At 36.9% G+C, this 15,637-nt stretch carries 14 protein-coding genes and 2 riboswitches; of the genes, 3 read left to right on the plus strand and 11 right to left on the minus strand.

Going from position 1 to position 15,637, the window contains the following annotated elements; translation table 11 throughout:
• Positions 1-295 precede the first annotated feature (295 nt).
• From ampS to groES, 6 genes are all read right to left on the minus strand, one after another.
• On the minus strand, positions 296-1,801 hold the full coding sequence (gene ampS / locus MKO96_RS28675) for an aminopeptidase AmpS (protein WP_240589301.1): 1,506 nt from the start codon (positions 1,799-1,801) through the stop codon (positions 296-298).
• Positions 1,785-2,486: a response regulator transcription factor gene (locus MKO96_RS28680; protein WP_087979198.1), complete on the minus strand. Its 702-nt coding sequence runs from the start codon at positions 2,484-2,486 to the stop codon at positions 1,785-1,787. The genes ampS and MKO96_RS28680 overlap by 17 nt, the downstream gene beginning before the upstream one ends.
• A gap of 145 nt (positions 2,487-2,631) precedes the next feature.
• Positions 2,632-3,957 (minus strand): NCS2 family permease, encoded by a 1,326-nt coding sequence (locus MKO96_RS28685; protein ID WP_240589302.1) that lies wholly within the window; start codon positions 3,955-3,957, stop codon positions 2,632-2,634.
• A 128-nt stretch (positions 3,958-4,085) separates the two neighbouring features.
• Positions 4,086-4,187: riboswitch (purine riboswitch) on the minus strand.
• Positions 4,188-4,341: 154 nt separating this feature from the next.
• Entirely contained in the window at positions 4,342-5,880 is a 1,539-nt protein-coding gene (gene guaA / locus MKO96_RS28690; protein WP_276314292.1) for a glutamine-hydrolyzing GMP synthase, read from the minus strand.
• 165 nt (positions 5,881-6,045) lie between these two features.
• Positions 6,046-6,147, minus strand: a riboswitch (purine riboswitch).
• Positions 6,148-6,286: 139 nt separating this feature from the next.
• Entirely contained in the window at positions 6,287-7,921 is a 1,635-nt protein-coding gene (gene groL / locus MKO96_RS28695; protein WP_001029985.1) for a chaperonin GroEL, read from the minus strand.
• Positions 7,922-7,959: 38 nt separating this feature from the next.
• Positions 7,960-8,244 (minus strand): co-chaperone GroES, encoded by a 285-nt coding sequence (groES, locus tag MKO96_RS28700; RefSeq protein ID WP_000917306.1) that lies wholly within the window; start codon positions 8,242-8,244, stop codon positions 7,960-7,962.
• A 401-nt stretch (positions 8,245-8,645) separates the two neighbouring features.
• On the opposite strand from groES, the gene MKO96_RS28705 reads away from it, so the two are divergent.
• Both MKO96_RS28705 and MKO96_RS28710 read left to right on the plus strand, forming a co-directional pair.
• Positions 8,646-9,395, plus strand: a complete 750-nt coding sequence (locus MKO96_RS28705; RefSeq protein WP_000745348.1) for a CPBP family intramembrane glutamic endopeptidase — start codon at positions 8,646-8,648, stop codon at positions 9,393-9,395.
• Positions 9,392-9,583 (plus strand): YdiK family protein, encoded by a 192-nt coding sequence (locus MKO96_RS28710; protein ID WP_001246201.1) that lies wholly within the window; start codon positions 9,392-9,394, stop codon positions 9,581-9,583. Before MKO96_RS28705 ends, MKO96_RS28710 begins: the two co-directional genes overlap by 4 nt.
• 29 nt (positions 9,584-9,612) lie before the next feature.
• Here MKO96_RS28710 and MKO96_RS28715 read toward each other — a convergent pair whose 3' ends face one another.
• Positions 9,613-10,242 (minus strand): redox-sensing transcriptional repressor Rex, encoded by a 630-nt coding sequence (locus MKO96_RS28715; protein ID WP_000372703.1) that lies wholly within the window; start codon positions 10,240-10,242, stop codon positions 9,613-9,615.
• Positions 10,243-10,429: 187 nt separating this feature from the next.
• Between MKO96_RS28715 and MKO96_RS28720 the strand changes: the two genes are divergently transcribed.
• Positions 10,430-12,364, plus strand: coding sequence for an ABC-F family ATP-binding cassette domain-containing protein (locus MKO96_RS28720; RefSeq protein ID WP_240589303.1), 1,935 nt, complete (start codon positions 10,430-10,432; stop codon positions 12,362-12,364).
• A 407-nt stretch (positions 12,365-12,771) separates the two neighbouring features.
• Here MKO96_RS28720 and tsaD read toward each other — a convergent pair whose 3' ends face one another.
• Genes tsaD through tsaE form a run of 4 tightly spaced genes read right to left on the minus strand, consistent with a single transcriptional unit; the run spans position 12,772 to position 15,391 of the window.
• On the minus strand, positions 12,772-13,788 hold the full coding sequence (gene tsaD, locus MKO96_RS28725) for a tRNA (adenosine(37)-N6)-threonylcarbamoyltransferase complex transferase subunit TsaD (RefSeq protein ID WP_000414581.1): 1,017 nt from the start codon (positions 13,786-13,788) through the stop codon (positions 12,772-12,774).
• Positions 13,788-14,231 (minus strand): ribosomal protein S18-alanine N-acetyltransferase, encoded by a 444-nt coding sequence (gene rimI, locus MKO96_RS28730; protein ID WP_000367199.1) that lies wholly within the window; start codon positions 14,229-14,231, stop codon positions 13,788-13,790. Before rimI ends, tsaD begins: the two co-directional genes overlap by 1 nt.
• Positions 14,232-14,244: 13 nt before the next feature.
• Positions 14,245-14,937 (minus strand): tRNA (adenosine(37)-N6)-threonylcarbamoyltransferase complex dimerization subunit type 1 TsaB, encoded by a 693-nt coding sequence (gene tsaB / locus MKO96_RS28735; RefSeq protein ID WP_087979192.1) that lies wholly within the window; start codon positions 14,935-14,937, stop codon positions 14,245-14,247.
• Positions 14,918-15,391 (minus strand): tRNA (adenosine(37)-N6)-threonylcarbamoyltransferase complex ATPase subunit type 1 TsaE, encoded by a 474-nt coding sequence (gene tsaE / locus MKO96_RS28740; protein ID WP_064460136.1) that lies wholly within the window; start codon positions 15,389-15,391, stop codon positions 14,918-14,920. The genes tsaB and tsaE overlap by 20 nt, the downstream gene beginning before the upstream one ends.
• Positions 15,392-15,637 lie beyond the last annotated feature (246 nt).

Raw genomic sequence — 15,637 nt, forward strand, 5'->3', positions numbered from 1 at the left:
AAGTTAGTTTGTCTAGCATCTAAAAATAAAAATTGACGTTTCACGTTGTTTGTTTCGTTCAGTTTTCAAAGAACTAATTGGTCGCTCATTTGCGACTCCCTTATGTTAACACTTCTAATTTATAATGTCAACTAAGTTTTTCATTTCGTTTGCCGCGTTCTGCGTTATTGCATCGGCGACTTGTCCTATATTACACCTCTATACTCTAATCGTCAACATATTTTTCTAAAAAAATATAAAAAGGCTTATTTCTTTTAAAATAAGCCTTTTTATCAAATATCATTCTATTCATTTATTATTTTTCTATAATTGGTAACGAGACGATAAACTGAATAATACCATCCTCATATTCTGCCCGAATACCGCCACCTTGCAACTCAACAATACTTTTTGCAATCGCTAATCCAAGTCCCGATCCTTCTGTTACTCTACTTCTAGATTGATCTTTCTTATAAAATCGTTCAAACAAACTCCCTAACTCTTCTCTCGTAAACTCTTCACTATGATTCGCAATTACAATTTGTATATCCCGGCGCTGCCTTTGAAGAGAAACCTTTATCTCCCCATCATCTTTACTATACTTAATCGCGTTCATTAATAGATTATCAAATACACGAACCATCTTTTCCGAATCAACCGCTGCATAGGCACGTTCCTCAAGAAACTTCTTAACAAACGTAAGTCCATGCTCTTCTGCTTGCGGTACTAACTCTTCTATTAATTGCTCCAATAACTCATTTATACAAACCTCTTGTTTTTCCAATATAACTTGCTCATTTGTTAACTTCGTATACTCAAATAAATCTTCTATTAAATTCTTTAACTGCTCCGACTTTGCAAAGGCAATTCTCGTATACTCATCATGTTGTTCTTTATTTTCATATTTAGAATCTCGAAGTAATCGCAAGTAACCCATTATAGAAGTCAGTGGTGTACGTAAATCGTGTGATACATTCGTAATAAGCTCATTCTTTTGCTTCTCTAATTTACGTTCCTTTTCTATATTATTCATAAGCTCTTCCGCCATATTATTAATATTCTCAGTTAAAGACGCAATCTCATCTTCACCTTTTTTCTCAATACGGTACGCTAAGTTTCTTTTTTCTATTTCCTTTACACCTTGTGCCATCGCTTCAATTTGCTTCATCTTTCTCTTTGTTATATAGAAGAAAGAGAAAATAAATACAAGTACACCTATGAAAAACGGAAACGGTCCTTCTTGCGTATCATATATTACTTCACCTTCTGGAATCCCACTAACAAACATGTATAAATTCTTATCTTCTATTGTAATAGGTGAAAAAGCTATAAATTCTTTTCTCGTATTTTCAAATACATCTCGACCATTTGAATAGTTAATCGCAAATGATGCTGCATTACGAATCGTATTATGCAAATCGATTTGCTCTTCTTGCGCCTGCTTCGTTTTATATAAAACTTTACCACTCTCATCAGTAACCAATATTTTTAAAGCTCTAGAACCTCGCTCTAAATTTTGATTCTCCATTTCGATCATATCGGATATAGCTTCTAATTTATTTTCATGAACCGAACTATTTGCCGCTCCTTGAGCTTGGTGATTAATTCGTTCCATACCAGCCCGATAATCGATAGTCGCTTGACGATTCGCATTCTCAAAAAATGGCGCAGCTCCCTTTGCTGACAAAACTCCTAATAACGCACAAGCAGCAAAAGTAGTAATCAATTGAATTCTTATACTCTTCCGTACGCTCTTTACTAATTTTTCAATTAATTCCCTTGTTTTTCTTACATAAGTAAATGGATTAAATATCTTTTTCAATCTTATACCCCACTCCCCATACTGTTTTTATGTATATTGGCTTCCTTGGATTCTCCTCAATCTTTTCACGCACTTTCCGAATATGAACCATTACCGTGTTATCCGACTGGAAAGATCTTTCGTTCCAAACCTTTTCATAAATTTGTTCCGCGCTAAAGACCATCCCCGGATTACGAGCTAGTAATTCTAAAATCGAAAATTCCCTCGGAGTCAGTTTCACTTCTTCTCCATCTACAATGACTGTATGAGTGGAGATGTTTATTTTCATCTCTCCAATTTCTAACTCGTCCTCATTTTGTATAGCGAAACCATTCATTTTCATATAACGACGTAGCTGGGATTTAATTCTTGCGATTAACTCTAACGGATTAAATGGTTTCGTTACGTAATCATCTGCACCTGTTGTTAATCCTAAAATTTTATCCATATCTTGCGTTTTCGCAGAAAGCATAATAATTGGCATTTCTTTTTCTTCCCTTACTTTCATACACATATGAATACCGTCTACTTTTGGCATCATAATATCTAATACGACTAGATGTACTTCATTTTCTTCTAGTAAACGTAACCCTTCTTCTCCATCTCCTGCTTGCAATACTTTATATCCTTCATTCTTTAAATAGATTGTAATTAAATTTCGAATTTCTTTTTCATCATCTACGACAAGTATTGTTTCGTGTGCCACAATATCTCCCCCATTACTTTTTTAATCCCTAACTTCTATTATAGGAAAACTTCTGAAGAAAAACGCTCGGAAATCCTTAAGATTTTCTGAAGACGCAAAAAAGGTCTAGACTCCCCTTAAGTCTAGACCTTTCAAAAAACCCCTTTTATTGACGAACGTAGATGAAATATAGTACGAATAAAACTCCCATAACATACATAATTGGATGAATCTCTTTACGACGACCACTTACTACCATTGTAATTGGATAGAAGATAAAACCGATTGCAATCCCTGTTGCGATACTATACGTAAGTGGCATTGAAATGATTGTAAAGAACGCTGGTACTGCAATCTCAAATTTCTTCCAATCAATTTCGCCTAAAGATGAAACCATTAAGATTCCTACAATAATTAACGCCGGCGCTGTTACAGCTGGTGTCACAACACTTAAGAGTGGTGAGAAGAATAGCGCTAGCAAGAAGAACCCCGCTGTTACAACTGCTGTAAATCCAGAACGTCCACCCGCTGCTACCCCTGCAGAAGATTCAATATAAGACGTTGTTGTTGATGTACCTAAGATCGCACCGATTACAGTTGCAATCGCATCTGCAAATAATGCTTTTCCTGCACGTGGTAATTTATTGTTCTTCATTAATCCAGCTTGATTCGCAACCGCTACAAGTGTACCTGCTGTATCAAAGAAATCGATGAAGAAGAACGTTATAATAACAATCACCATTTGAACAGTGAAAATATCTCCGAAGTGCGTTAATGCCACACCGAACGTTGGTTCTAGACTCGGTATTGCTCCCACTACAGCTTTTGGAGTATCAATTAATCCTGTCGCTACTCCTAAGATTGCTGTAAGAATCATACCGTAGAACACTGCACCATTAACTTTCTTAATCATGAAGATGATTGTAGTAACAACTCCGAAAATCGCTAGTAACGTTGTGCCCTTTGTTAAATCCCCCAATCCAACAAGGACAGCATCATTTTTCACGATAATTCCAGCATTTTGGAATCCAAGGAAAGCAATGAATAATCCGATACCTGCCGCTACTGCGAACTTTAACTCTGATGGAATCGCATTAATGATTTTTTCACGAATACCTGAAGCAGTAAGAATAATAAAGATAATACCTGACATTAATGTTCCGGCAATCGCTGTTTGCCATGGAATACCCATCGTTAACACTGCCGTATAAGCAAAGAACGCGTTAATTCCCATACCCGGCGCCAAAGCAATTGGATACTTCGCGAATATCCCCATAATTAACGAACCAATCGCTGCTGCTAATGCTGTAGCAACGAATACTGCACCTGGATCCATTCCTGTACCTGCTGGTAACCCTTTAACATTTCCAAGTGACAGCGTAGCAGGATTGACAAATAGTACATAAGCCATAGATAAAAATGTCGTTAAACCTGCTATGAACTCTGTTTTATAATTTGTGCCGAGTTCATCAAACTGAAAATAGCGTTTCATCTTACGTTTCCCCCGTTATATGATTACTCGCCGTAATCTCCCTAGCCCTCTTTTATCTATTAAAAATAAAAAAGGCTTCCATTGCATATACATGGAAGCGTTCTATGAATAAAGACAAGTTTCCCCTCATCTTTATAGAAACGCCTCGTAGTCAAGCCATTTACGGTAGCTAGGTAGAAACTTTCGGGCCATATCCCCGATATTATACGACGGCATAATATTCACTTTTCGTTTGAATTACATACTCATATTAACCCGATGAAGTAGTTTTGTCAATTTAAAAACGAACATTTTTATAAACTTTTATACCTTCGTTCGTATTAAGGGTAAAAATATAAAAGATCCATCTATGCATGAGCAATAGATGGATCTTTTATTATGATATTATTCCCACTCAATAGTTGCTGGTGGCTTACTTGTTATATCATACACGATACGGTTAACGTGTTTTACTTCGTTCACGATACGTACAGAGATTTTCTCTAATACGTCCCAAGGGATACGTGCCCAGTCAGCTGTCATACCGTCGATAGATGTTACTGCACGGATACCTACTGTGTAATCGTAAGTACGCTCGTCACCCATAACACCTACGCTACGCATACCAGGAAGCGCAGTGAAGTATTGCCAAACTTCGCGGTCTAAGCCCGCTTTAATAATTTCTTCACGTAAAATCGCATCAGATTCACGAACGATTTCTAATTTCTCTTCTGTGATTTCACCTAATACACGAATACCAAGACCAGGGCCTGGGAATGGTTGACGCCATACGATTTCATCAGGAATTCCTAGTTCTGATCCTAATACACGTACTTCATCTTTAAATAACGTGTTTAAAGGCTCAATTAATTTGAACTGCATGTCTTCTGGAAGACCACCAACATTATGGTGAGATTTAATTGTTTGTGCAGTTGCTGTACCACTTTCAACGATGTCTGTGTAAAGTGTACCTTGTGCTAAGAAGTCCATACCTTGTAATTTAGAAGCTTCATCATCAAATACGTAAATGAATTCATTACCGATGATTTTACGTTTTTGTTCTGGATCTTCTACACCTTTTAACTTGTTCATGAAGCGCTCTTTCGCATCCACTTTAATAACGTTCATATGGAAGCCTTCGCTAAATGTTTTCATAACACCTTCTGCTTCATCTTTACGAAGTAAACCGTGGTCAACGAAAATACATGTTAATTGGTCACCGATTGCTTTATGGATTAATACTGCTACAACAGAAGAGTCTACACCGCCACTAAGTGCACATAGTACTTTTTTGTCTCCAACAGTTTCACGGATTTTTTCTAGTTCTACTTCGATAAAGTTCTCCATGTTCCATCCTTCAGAACAACCACATACGCCGAATACGAAGTTTTTAATTAAATCGTTACCGTGCTCAGAGTGACGTACTTCTGGGTGGAATTGTACACCGTATAAGTTTTTCGCTTCATTGCTCATACCAGCAATTGGGCAAGACTCACTTGTCGCGTCTACTACGAATCCTTCAGGTAAACCAGTTACTAAGTCGCCATGGCTCATCCATACAACTTGCTCTTCTGGAAGGTTCGCATATAATTTTGATTCGTTCTCTACTTTAAGAACAGCTTTTCCGTACTCACGGTGGTTTGCACGTTCTACTTTACCACCGAATTGTTGTGTCATAAGCTGCATACCGTAACAAATACCGAAGATCGGTAATCCTAGGTCAAAGATTTTTTCATCACAATGTAATGCGCCTTCACCGTATACACTATTCGGTCCACCAGAGAAGATAATCCCTTTTGGATTCATTGCTTTAATTTCTTCCGCAGTAATTGTATGTGGATGAAGTTCACTGTATACACCGAACTCACGAATTCGACGTGCTATTAACTGATTGTACTGACTCCCAAAATCTAAAACGATAATTGTATCATGCTGCTTCTTCAAAATAATCACCCCAACGTTAGTTCTCGTATATAAATATTTTTACCAATTAGGCAAAAAGCATTACTAATATAATAAAAAAAGCCAGTCCTCCGCCTCTAGTCTCATAACAAAGAAAAGGCAGGGGTCTGGCTTTATAAAGAAAGATAGTCTTCCGCTCTTTATAAATATAAGACACACTGCCTTCATAGTCAGGTTGTTTACGGTAACCCGGTAGAGACTCTCAAACCTTATCTTTGAGGATATATGAAGGATCGTTTTATATTATCTTCCTAGATTCTAACAATGAAGTATCTATATGGTCAAGAGAGAAAGCGACAAAATTCTACAGAAATTCATTTCCTTTTCTAAAAAACATAAAAAAACATCCATTTCTATATAGAAATGGATGTTTTTCGAGCAAACGGAATTACATCATTCCGCCCATACCGCCCATGCCCATGCCGCCCATGTCAGGCATTGCTGGTGCATTTGGTTCTGGCTTGTCAGCTACTACAGCTTCAGTCGTTAAGAACATAGCTGCAACAGATGCTGCGTTTTGAAGTGCAGAACGAGTTACTTTAGCTGGATCTACGATACCAGTTTCAAGCATGTTAACCCACTCGCCAGTAGCTGCATTGAAACCAACGCCTACTTTTTCGCCTTTTAGACGCTCTACAACTACAGACCCTTCTAGACCAGCGTTGATTGCGATTTGACGAACTGGCTCTTCTAATGCACGAAGTACGATGTTGATACCTGTTGCTTCGTCGCCTTCAGCTACGATAGAAGCTACTTTCGTGTATACGTTCATAAGTGAAGTACCACCACCTGCAACGATACCTTCTTCTACTGCTGCACGAGTTGAGTTCAGTGCATCTTCAATGCGAAGTTTGCGCTCTTTCAACTCAGTTTCAGTTGCTGCACCTACTTTAATTACCGCTACGCCACCTGCTAATTTAGCAAGACGCTCTTGTAATTTTTCACGATCGAATTCAGAAGTAGTTTCTTCTAATTGCGCACGGATTTGACCGATACGAGCTTCGATTTGTTGTGAATTTCCGATACCTTCAACTACAGTTGTGTTTTCTTTCGTTACAACGATTTTACCAGCGCGTCCTAAAGATTCAACTGTAGCAGATTTTAAGTCACGACCTAATTCTTCAGTGATTACTTCGCCACCAGTTAAGATTGCGATATCTTCTAGCATTGCTTTACGACGGTCACCAAATCCAGGAGCTTTAACAGCTACTACATTGAATGTACCACGAAGTTTGTTCACTACTAATGTAGCTAAAGCTTCGCCTTCTACGTCTTCAGCGATGATAAGAAGTGGTTTACCTTGTTGTACCACTTGCTCTAATACTGGTAAGATTTCTTGGATGTTAGAAATCTTCTTATCAGTAATTAAGATGTATGGGTTATCAAGAACTGCTTCCATTTTGTCAGAATCAGTAATCATGTACGGAGATGCATATCCACGATCAAATTGCATACCTTCTACTACATCTAATTCTGTTGTGAATCCTTTAGATTCTTCTAAAGTAATAACACCGTCGTTACCAACGCGTTCCATTGCTTCAGCGATTAATTGACCTACTTCTTCGTCAGCTGCAGAAATAGCAGCTACTTGTGCGATAGAAGATTTACCTTCGATTGGTTTAGAAATCTCTTTTAATTCTGCAATTGCAGCAGTAACAGCTTTTTCGATACCTTTACGAAGACCCATTGGGTTCGCACCAGCTGTTACGTTTTTAAGACCTTCACGAATCATAGCTTGTGCTAATACAGTTGCAGTTGTCGTTCCATCACCAGCTACATCATTTGTTTTGCTAGCAACTTCTGCTACTAATTTTGCACCCATGTTTTCGAATGCATCTTCTAATTCGATTTCTTTTGCGATTGTTACACCGTCATTTGTAATAAGTGGTGAACCGAATTTTTTCTCAAGTACAACGTTACGCCCTTTTGGTCCAAGCGTTACTTTTACTGCGTTTGCAAGAGTGTCGACACCGCGAAGCATCGAACGACGTGCTTCTTCACTAAATTTAATATCTTTTGCCATAATAATTGACCCCCTTGAATTTTTTAAGATTTATATAATTAACCAATAACTGCTAAAATGTCACTTTCACGTAAAATCAAGTAGTCAGTACCTTCGTATTTTACTTCAGTACCTGCATATTTTGAGAAGATGATAAGATCACCTGCTGCTACCTCTAAAGCAACACGCTCACCATTTTCAAGCACTCGACCAGTACCTACTGCAATAACTTTACCCTCTTGTGGTTTTTCTTTTGCAGTGTCTGGTAATACAATACCACTTGCTGTTTTTTCTTCTGCTTGAACAAGCTCAATTACAACGCGATCACCTAATGGCTTTAGCATGAACAATAACCTCCTCATTTTGTTATGTAAATTTTATTTATTAGCACTCAAGTCACCCGAGTGCTAACACACTTATAATAATAAATAATCTCAATTTCTTTTGCAAGTAAAAAAATCATAATTTTTTCGCAAATTAAGCTATACACTTTTCTATATAGAGTCCCTCTTCTTCTACCTGTACCATATGAATCGTTGTTTCCACTACTCGTATGTTACAATATGAAAGGACACCCTAAGTTGTTTTCGCTATGCACACAACTTTCTCCTGTCTTCTATTATAATTTCAAATAAGGATTTACGAAAAAAACATAATTTAAGTGAAGTTTATATCGTAGGTAGCATACTTACATGTTATCCTACCTTATCTCATACACTAGAGTTAGAAAGGATGGTTAAACCATTTGAAAAAACAATATTGGTGGGTTATCGTTACATACATTTTAATGCAGTTATCATCCATTGCTGGATTACCACTTCTGCTGAAAACTGGACTTTATGATAACAGAGGATTTACTAGAGAAGAAAAATTTCAACTCATAACTGGCCACTGGGCAATCATTAGCTTCTTTATTGCATTATGTATCGTACTTTGGTTACTTAGAACAGATATTCGTGACAGACGTTTAGATACAATGCGCTCTACTGTTCCAGCTACGATTGGTTGGATTTTTATCGGGTTCTTCTTAGCATTTTTCTCACAAAGTATTGCCGGTATGATAGAAATGCGTGTATTAGGCATTAAACCTGGATCAGAAAATACAGCAAGACTTATGGATATCGCAAGAACGACACCTTGGTTCCTTATCGTCATCTCTATAATAGGACCTATTTTGGAAGAAATCGTATTTAGAAAAATTTTATTTGGTACACTTTATAAGAAGTTTAACTTCTTTATCGCTGCTATCATTAGTTCTCTTGTATTCGCAGCAATCCATTTTGATTTCACTCACTTATTGGTATACACTTCTATGGGACTCGTATTCGCCTTTTTATATGTAAAAACGAAGCGTATTATCGTCCCTATCGCAGCTCATGTTGCAATGAATACATTAGTTGCAGTTGCTCAAGTTTTAATGAGCAATGAACAAATTCAAGAAATGATTAAAGAAGCTGAAAAAATGCAAGGCTTTATCGGAGGATTTTTAGTATGAGGAACTCACCATTGTTCATGGCTGCATTGTACTTCCTTCTAGGATGTATCTTTACACGCTTCGCCATTACGAACGTAACAGATACAATCTGGAATATGTGGACAATACTATTTGCAGTTATGGCAACAATTGATTTTAATTTGGCACTTCGCCTTATCTTAGTTAAATTCACAAAGAAAAAACAATAATAAAACGCAGAGGTCGATTCCTCTGCGTTTTATTGTGGATAATTCTTCAAAAAGTAAACAAGTGTTTGTAACTCTACCGCTAAATCAATATGGTGAATTCTTATATTATCTGACACATTTAAGCGCGCTGGTGTGAAATTTAAAATACCATGCACGTTCGTTTCTGCCAATCTATCTGCTACAGATTGTGCTACTGTAGCGGGTACTGTTAATATTGCCACTTGTATATCAGTTGATAAACGTTCTTCTAATTCATCTAAATGATATACAGGAATGCCCCCGATTTCTGTCCCGACTTTCTCTTCACTAACATCAAACGCCATTTCAATTTTTGTATTATTGTTTTTCGTGAAATTATAATGTAAGAAAGCGGTCCCTAAATTACCTACTCCAATAAGTGCTACACGTGTTATATCATCTTGGTCGAGTGTTTCACGGAAAAATGATAATAAATAATTTACGTTATATCCATAACCTTTTTTCCCTAACGCTCCAAAATATGAAAAATCTCTTCGAATCGTTGCGGAATCAACTTTTACCGCTTCGCTCAATTCGGCTGATGAAACACGTTGCTTACCAGAAAGAGATAAGTTTTGGATAAATCGATAGTATAGAGGCAATCGTTTGGCAGTGGCCTGTGGAATTTTTTGCTGATCCATATAACCTCTCCTCTCTTCCTATCTTTATTCATATACTTGAATCAAATACAGAAGTTTAGCACTCATGAATTTCCCTGTATAATAAAGAGAAGAAGTATTCTCTCTTTATTTTAAACTATACACTATTTTTAGTATGATTGAGAAATATAAACATGGCAAAGTTAAGAAATTATTTGAGGTGAAAACATTGATTTTATTACAAGTAAACGCGCTTACGAAATTATACGGTGCAGAAACGATTCTTGCAAACATAAAATTAGAAGTTCAAACGAAAGATCGTATCGCATTAGTCGGACGAAATGGGGCCGGAAAATCTACATTATTAAAAATAATAGCTGGTGAGCTATCTCATGATGGTGGCGAAATTATAAAACCGAAAGATGTCTCAATCGGATATTTAGCTCAAAATACCGGGTTAGAAACATCTTTAACAATTTGGGATGAAATGTTAACCGTCTTTACACACTTGCAGCAAATGGAGACAAAACTTCGAAGGCTAGAGCAAGAGATGGGAAAAGAAGAAAACTTTTCAAACGAGGCTACATATGAAAGATTATTAGCTGATTATGACCAATTGCAATTAGATTATAAAGATCAAGGTGGATATCAATATGAAGCAGATATTCGCTCGATTTTAAGTGGTCTTGGCTTCCCAGTTGAAACGCACCTGACAACGATTTCTACATTAAGTGGTGGACAAAAAACACGATTAGCTCTCGGTAAATTATTATTAAAGAAACCAGACCTACTTATTTTGGACGAGCCTACAAACCATTTAGACATCGAAACATTAACATGGCTTGAACAATATTTACAAGGCTATCCTGGCGCAATACTAATCGTTTCTCATGACCGTTATTTCTTAGATAAACTCGTTACACAAGTATATGAAATTTCGAATAAAGAAAGCAGACGATTTGTTGGTAACTACAGTAAATATTTAGACTTGAAATCAGCATTATACGAGCAAGACATGAAACGTTATGAAAAACAACAAGATGAAATCGCTAAGCTTGAGGATTTCGTTCAAAAAAATATAGCTCGCGCATCTACGACAAAACGCGCTCAAAGCCGTCGTAAACAATTAGATAGAATGGAATTATTGACTAGACCTTTAGGTGATTCTAAGTCAGCATCCTTCCACTTCGATATCGAAAAACAAAGTGGAAATGATGTTTTACAAGTAAAGGATGCAACTATCGGCTATGATGATGATCCGATTATTGAACATGTAACTATGCGCTTAACTCGCGGGGATAGCGTTGCTTTAGTTGGTCCAAACGGAATTGGGAAATCCACATTATTAAAATCACTTGTGAATAAGTTACCACTATTAAATGGTGATGTTTCTTTCGGATCAAATGTATCTGTTGGTTATTATGATCAAGAACAAGCAAACTTAACATCTTCTAAGCGAGTTTTAAATGAGTTATGGGATGAATATCCACTGCAGCCCGAAAAAGAAATTCGCACGATATTAGGTAACTTCTTATTCACAGGGGATGATGTACTAAAACCAGTATCTTCTCTTAGTGGTGGACAAAAAGCTCGATTAGCTCTTGCAAAACTTATGATGCAAAAATCGAATTTATTAATTCTCGATGAACCTACGAACCATCTTGATTTAAATAGTAAAGAAATTTTGGAGAATGCTTTAATTGATTATCCAGGCACCCTTCTATTTGTTTCACATGACCGCTACTTTATTAATCGTGTAACGACGACCGTTGTTGAGTTGTCAACAGAAGGTGCACAAGAGTATTTAGGCGATTACGATTACTATGTGGAGAAGAAAAATGAAATGATTGAACGTGCAGCATTTGAACAACAAGAACAGCAAGAAAACCAAGCACCTGTTCAAAAAACTGTAGCTCAAGAAAAATTAAATTATCTCGAAGAAAAAGAGCGTAAACAATTAGAACGTCAACGCACTCGAAAAATTGAGGAGCTAGAACAAAATATTGTAGAATTTGAAGAAGAAATTGCTACGTTAGAAGATCAACTTTGCTTACCAGAAATATACGCAGATTATGAAAAGGCTAGTGAAATTACAACGAAAAAGCAAACACTACAAGAGCAACTTGATGCTTGTATGGCAGAATGGGAAGAATTACATTTATAAGAGTATGAATAAGAGGGATGTCTCATAAGTCGGGATTTTTGACTATGCGACATCCTTTTTATCTTCTAGCTGGGGTATAAACGATTCGACACGACATACCGATTTACCGACAAAGTTTGACAATATTGGCTCGCCCCTATAATAAGGGCACATTTCAAAATGTTTTTTAGAGATATCTTCTTGCGATTTATTTCCCAAAAAAGAATACATTCAAAGGTCAGACTTCACCTACTTTATCCACAGGTTTATACACATATCCACCTTTATAAAATAAACCACAAAATAACTTTTCCACATTATCCACAACTACAAAAAAAGTTATCAACATTTTATATACACAATAAAACCCATATTATCAACAGATAATATGGGTTTTATCCACAAGCTGTGGTTAATTTTGTGCATAACTATGCTTCAATATCTAATCCTGGATTTGCATTTAAAGCTAATGTAGCACGTTTTCCTTGTTCATATGCAATTGTACCTGCGGCTGCAATCATCGCTGCATTATCGGTACATAAAGATAGTGGAGGAATAATTAGCTCGATATTTTCTTTTGTCGCAAATTCCGCTTCCAAACGTGCGCGAAGTCCTTTATTCGCAGCTACTCCACCAGCAAGAAGCAGTTGCTTTACGTTATACGCTTCTGCTGCACGAGATGCTTTCGTTACAAGCACATCTATTACACTCGCTTGGAAACTTGCTGCTAAATCTTCCGGTGCAATTTCTATCCCGCGTTGTTTTGCGTTATGCACAGTGTTGATAACTGCTGATTTCAATCCACTGAAACTGAAATCATACGAATCAGGTTCTAGCCATGCACGAGGCAAATCGATTGTCGGTTCCCCTTCATGTGCAAGGCGATCAATATGAGGACCACCTGGATATGGCATGGATAACGTTCGAGCTACTTTATCATATGCCTCTCCAGCTGCATCATCTCTCGTTTCACCAATCACTTCGAATGAACCATGTTCTTTCATATAAACAAGCTCCGTATGTCCACCAGATACAACAAGTGATAGTAGTGGGAATTGAACTTCTTTCACTAAACGGTTCGCATAAATGTGCCCAGCGATATGATGAACACCCACTAGAGGAATATCATGTGCAAAAGCCACTGCTTTCGCTGCATTTACCCCTATTAAAAGCGCTCCTACTAAACCAGGTCCTTCTGTTACAGCAATTGCATCAATATCATCAAATGTGATATTTGCTTCTTTTAAAGCTTCTTCTAACACAACTGTAATTTCTTCTACATGATGACGGGATGCAATCTCTGGTACAACTCCGCCAAAACGTTTATGACTTTCAATTTGTGATGCAACGACATTCGCAATAATTTCCGTTCCATTTTTAACAACTGCTACTGCTGTTTCATCACAACTCGTTTCAATACCAAGTATAATCGTATTTTTTTCCATTATATATTCACCCACATTACGAGACCATCTTCCTGATTGTCTGCATAGTATCGTTTACGAATTCCACCATTTTGAAATCCGTATTTTCTGTATAACTGTTTTGCTACTTCATTTGATACACGTACTTCAAGCGTCATCGTTTTTACCCCTAAATCTTTCGCTTCGGAAATAACTTCTTTCAATAAAGCATCCCCTAGCTTTTGACCTCTGTATTCTGGCAAAATAGCTATATTTGTTATATGTGATTCATCAATAATTATCCACAATCCACAATACCCAATTACACGACCATCTTTTTCTAGCACAACATAATGTGCATGTTCATTCGTCGTTAACTCACGGTGAAAGGCATCTGCAGTCCAAGGAGTTGAAAAAGACGCTTCTTCAATAGCTACAATTTGAGCGATATCATCGAGTTCCATCTTTCTAAATATCATATCCATCTTCTGCAGACTCCTACTTGTTTTGACTTTCTAACCACTTTGTTTCAGCTTCAGCTAAACGAAGATAACTAGGAACAAATGAATGTACATCTTGTTCTTCTTTTTGTAACCCTAAGAAAGCTAACTCACTTGGTCTTGGGTTATTTTTAGTAAAAGGAGCAAATACAGCTTGGTCGCCTAAATGTTCTATTATTGTTTCTTTGTGCAGTTTAACATCGTTACCAATAAATAAAACAGGCTTTCCTTTATCTTTTAACATTTGCAACCAGTCTACAATAAGGATGATTCGGTCTTCTTCTATAGAAGTTAAATGCTCTCCTTCATATGTATATAACCCAGTATAAATTTGTCCACGTCTTCCATCGAATAAAGGACAGATCAACCCATTAAAATTAGCACCGTTTGCAGCCACTACTTCTAAACTTGATACACCTACAATTGGTATTTGAAGTGACCAAGCTAATGTTTTTGCAGCTGTCACACCTATACGAACACCTGTATATGATCCAGGTCCAGCAGCTACAACGATTTTAGTTAATTCTTTCGGTTTTACACCACATTCTTTTAACAATTTCTCTACAGCTGGCATAAGACGTACAGAATGGTTTTTTGTTAAGTTTGTAATGATTTCCCCAATTACGTTTCCTTCCTCAATAAGGGATACACCCATTACGTAATTTGAAGTATCAATTGCTAGTACTTTCATCTTGTAATAGCTCCTCACATAATCTAATATATCGATCTCCAATTGGCTCGAGTACAATTTTCCTTGTATCATCTCCAGTATGGAATAAACTAATTTGTAACTTCTCATTTGGTAAAAATGCTTCTATTAAATGAGCCCATTCTACTACAGTAATTCCTTCACCGTAGAAATACTCATCAAAACCTAAGTCCTCTTCACTTTCTGCTAAGCGATACACGTCCATATGATATAGCGGCAATCTCCCTTTATATTCTTTAATAATATTAAAGGTAGGACTATTTACAACTCTTTTCACTCCAAGACCTTTTGCTAGTCCTTTTGTAAAAGTTGTTTTACCAGCCCCTAGATCTCCTTCTAAAATAATTACATCTTGTGCCCCGACAAGTCCACCTAGTTTTTCTGATAATCTTTGTGTTTCCTCAGAAGAGTTTGTTGTTATTTCATATTTACTCACAGACTTCACCTACTTTGCTCCCAATGTTCTCTGCTTTTTATTATACAGGTTTTGAATATATAAAAAAGTCCTTAGGAGTTTTCCTAAGGATAGTTTGACTGTCTTTATTAGTTTTTTGTTAAAACAAATAAAAAAATACGAAACAACATGTTTCGTTCTTTTCTTTATATAAAATGGCGGTCCCGACCGGGGTCGAACCGGCGATCTCCTGCGTGACAGGCAGGCATGTTAACCACTACACCACGG

The sequence above is a fragment of the Bacillus sp. ES1-5 genome (assembly GCF_022487605.1).
Taxonomy (GTDB): Bacteria; Bacillota; Bacilli; order Bacillales; family Bacillaceae_G; genus Bacillus_A; species Bacillus_A wiedmannii.

Bases quoted from the DNA above. Each gene is read 5' to 3' on its own strand.
- MKO96_RS28685 (WP_240589302.1), bottom strand. From the start codon at position 3,957: ATGAAACGCTATTTTCAGTTTGATGAACTCGGCACAAATTATAAAACA.
- groL (WP_001029985.1), bottom strand. From the start codon at position 7,921: ATGGCAAAAGATATTAAATTTAGTGAAGAAGCACGTCGTTCGATGCTT.
- groES (WP_000917306.1), bottom strand. From the start codon at position 8,244: ATGCTAAAGCCATTAGGTGATCGCGTTGTAATTGAGCTTGTTCAAGCA.
- MKO96_RS28710 (WP_001246201.1), top strand. From the start codon at position 9,392: ATGAGGAACTCACCATTGTTCATGGCTGCATTGTACTTCCTTCTAGGA.
- MKO96_RS28715 (WP_000372703.1), bottom strand. From the start codon at position 10,242: ATGGATCAGCAAAAAATTCCACAGGCCACTGCCAAACGATTGCCTCTA.
- tsaD (WP_000414581.1), bottom strand. From the start codon at position 13,788: ATGGAAAAAAATACGATTATACTTGGTATTGAAACGAGTTGTGATGAA.
- rimI (WP_000367199.1), bottom strand. From the start codon at position 14,231: ATGGATATGATATTTAGAAAGATGGAACTCGATGATATCGCTCAAATT.
- tsaB (WP_087979192.1), bottom strand. From the start codon at position 14,937: ATGAAAGTACTAGCAATTGATACTTCAAATTACGTAATGGGTGTATCC.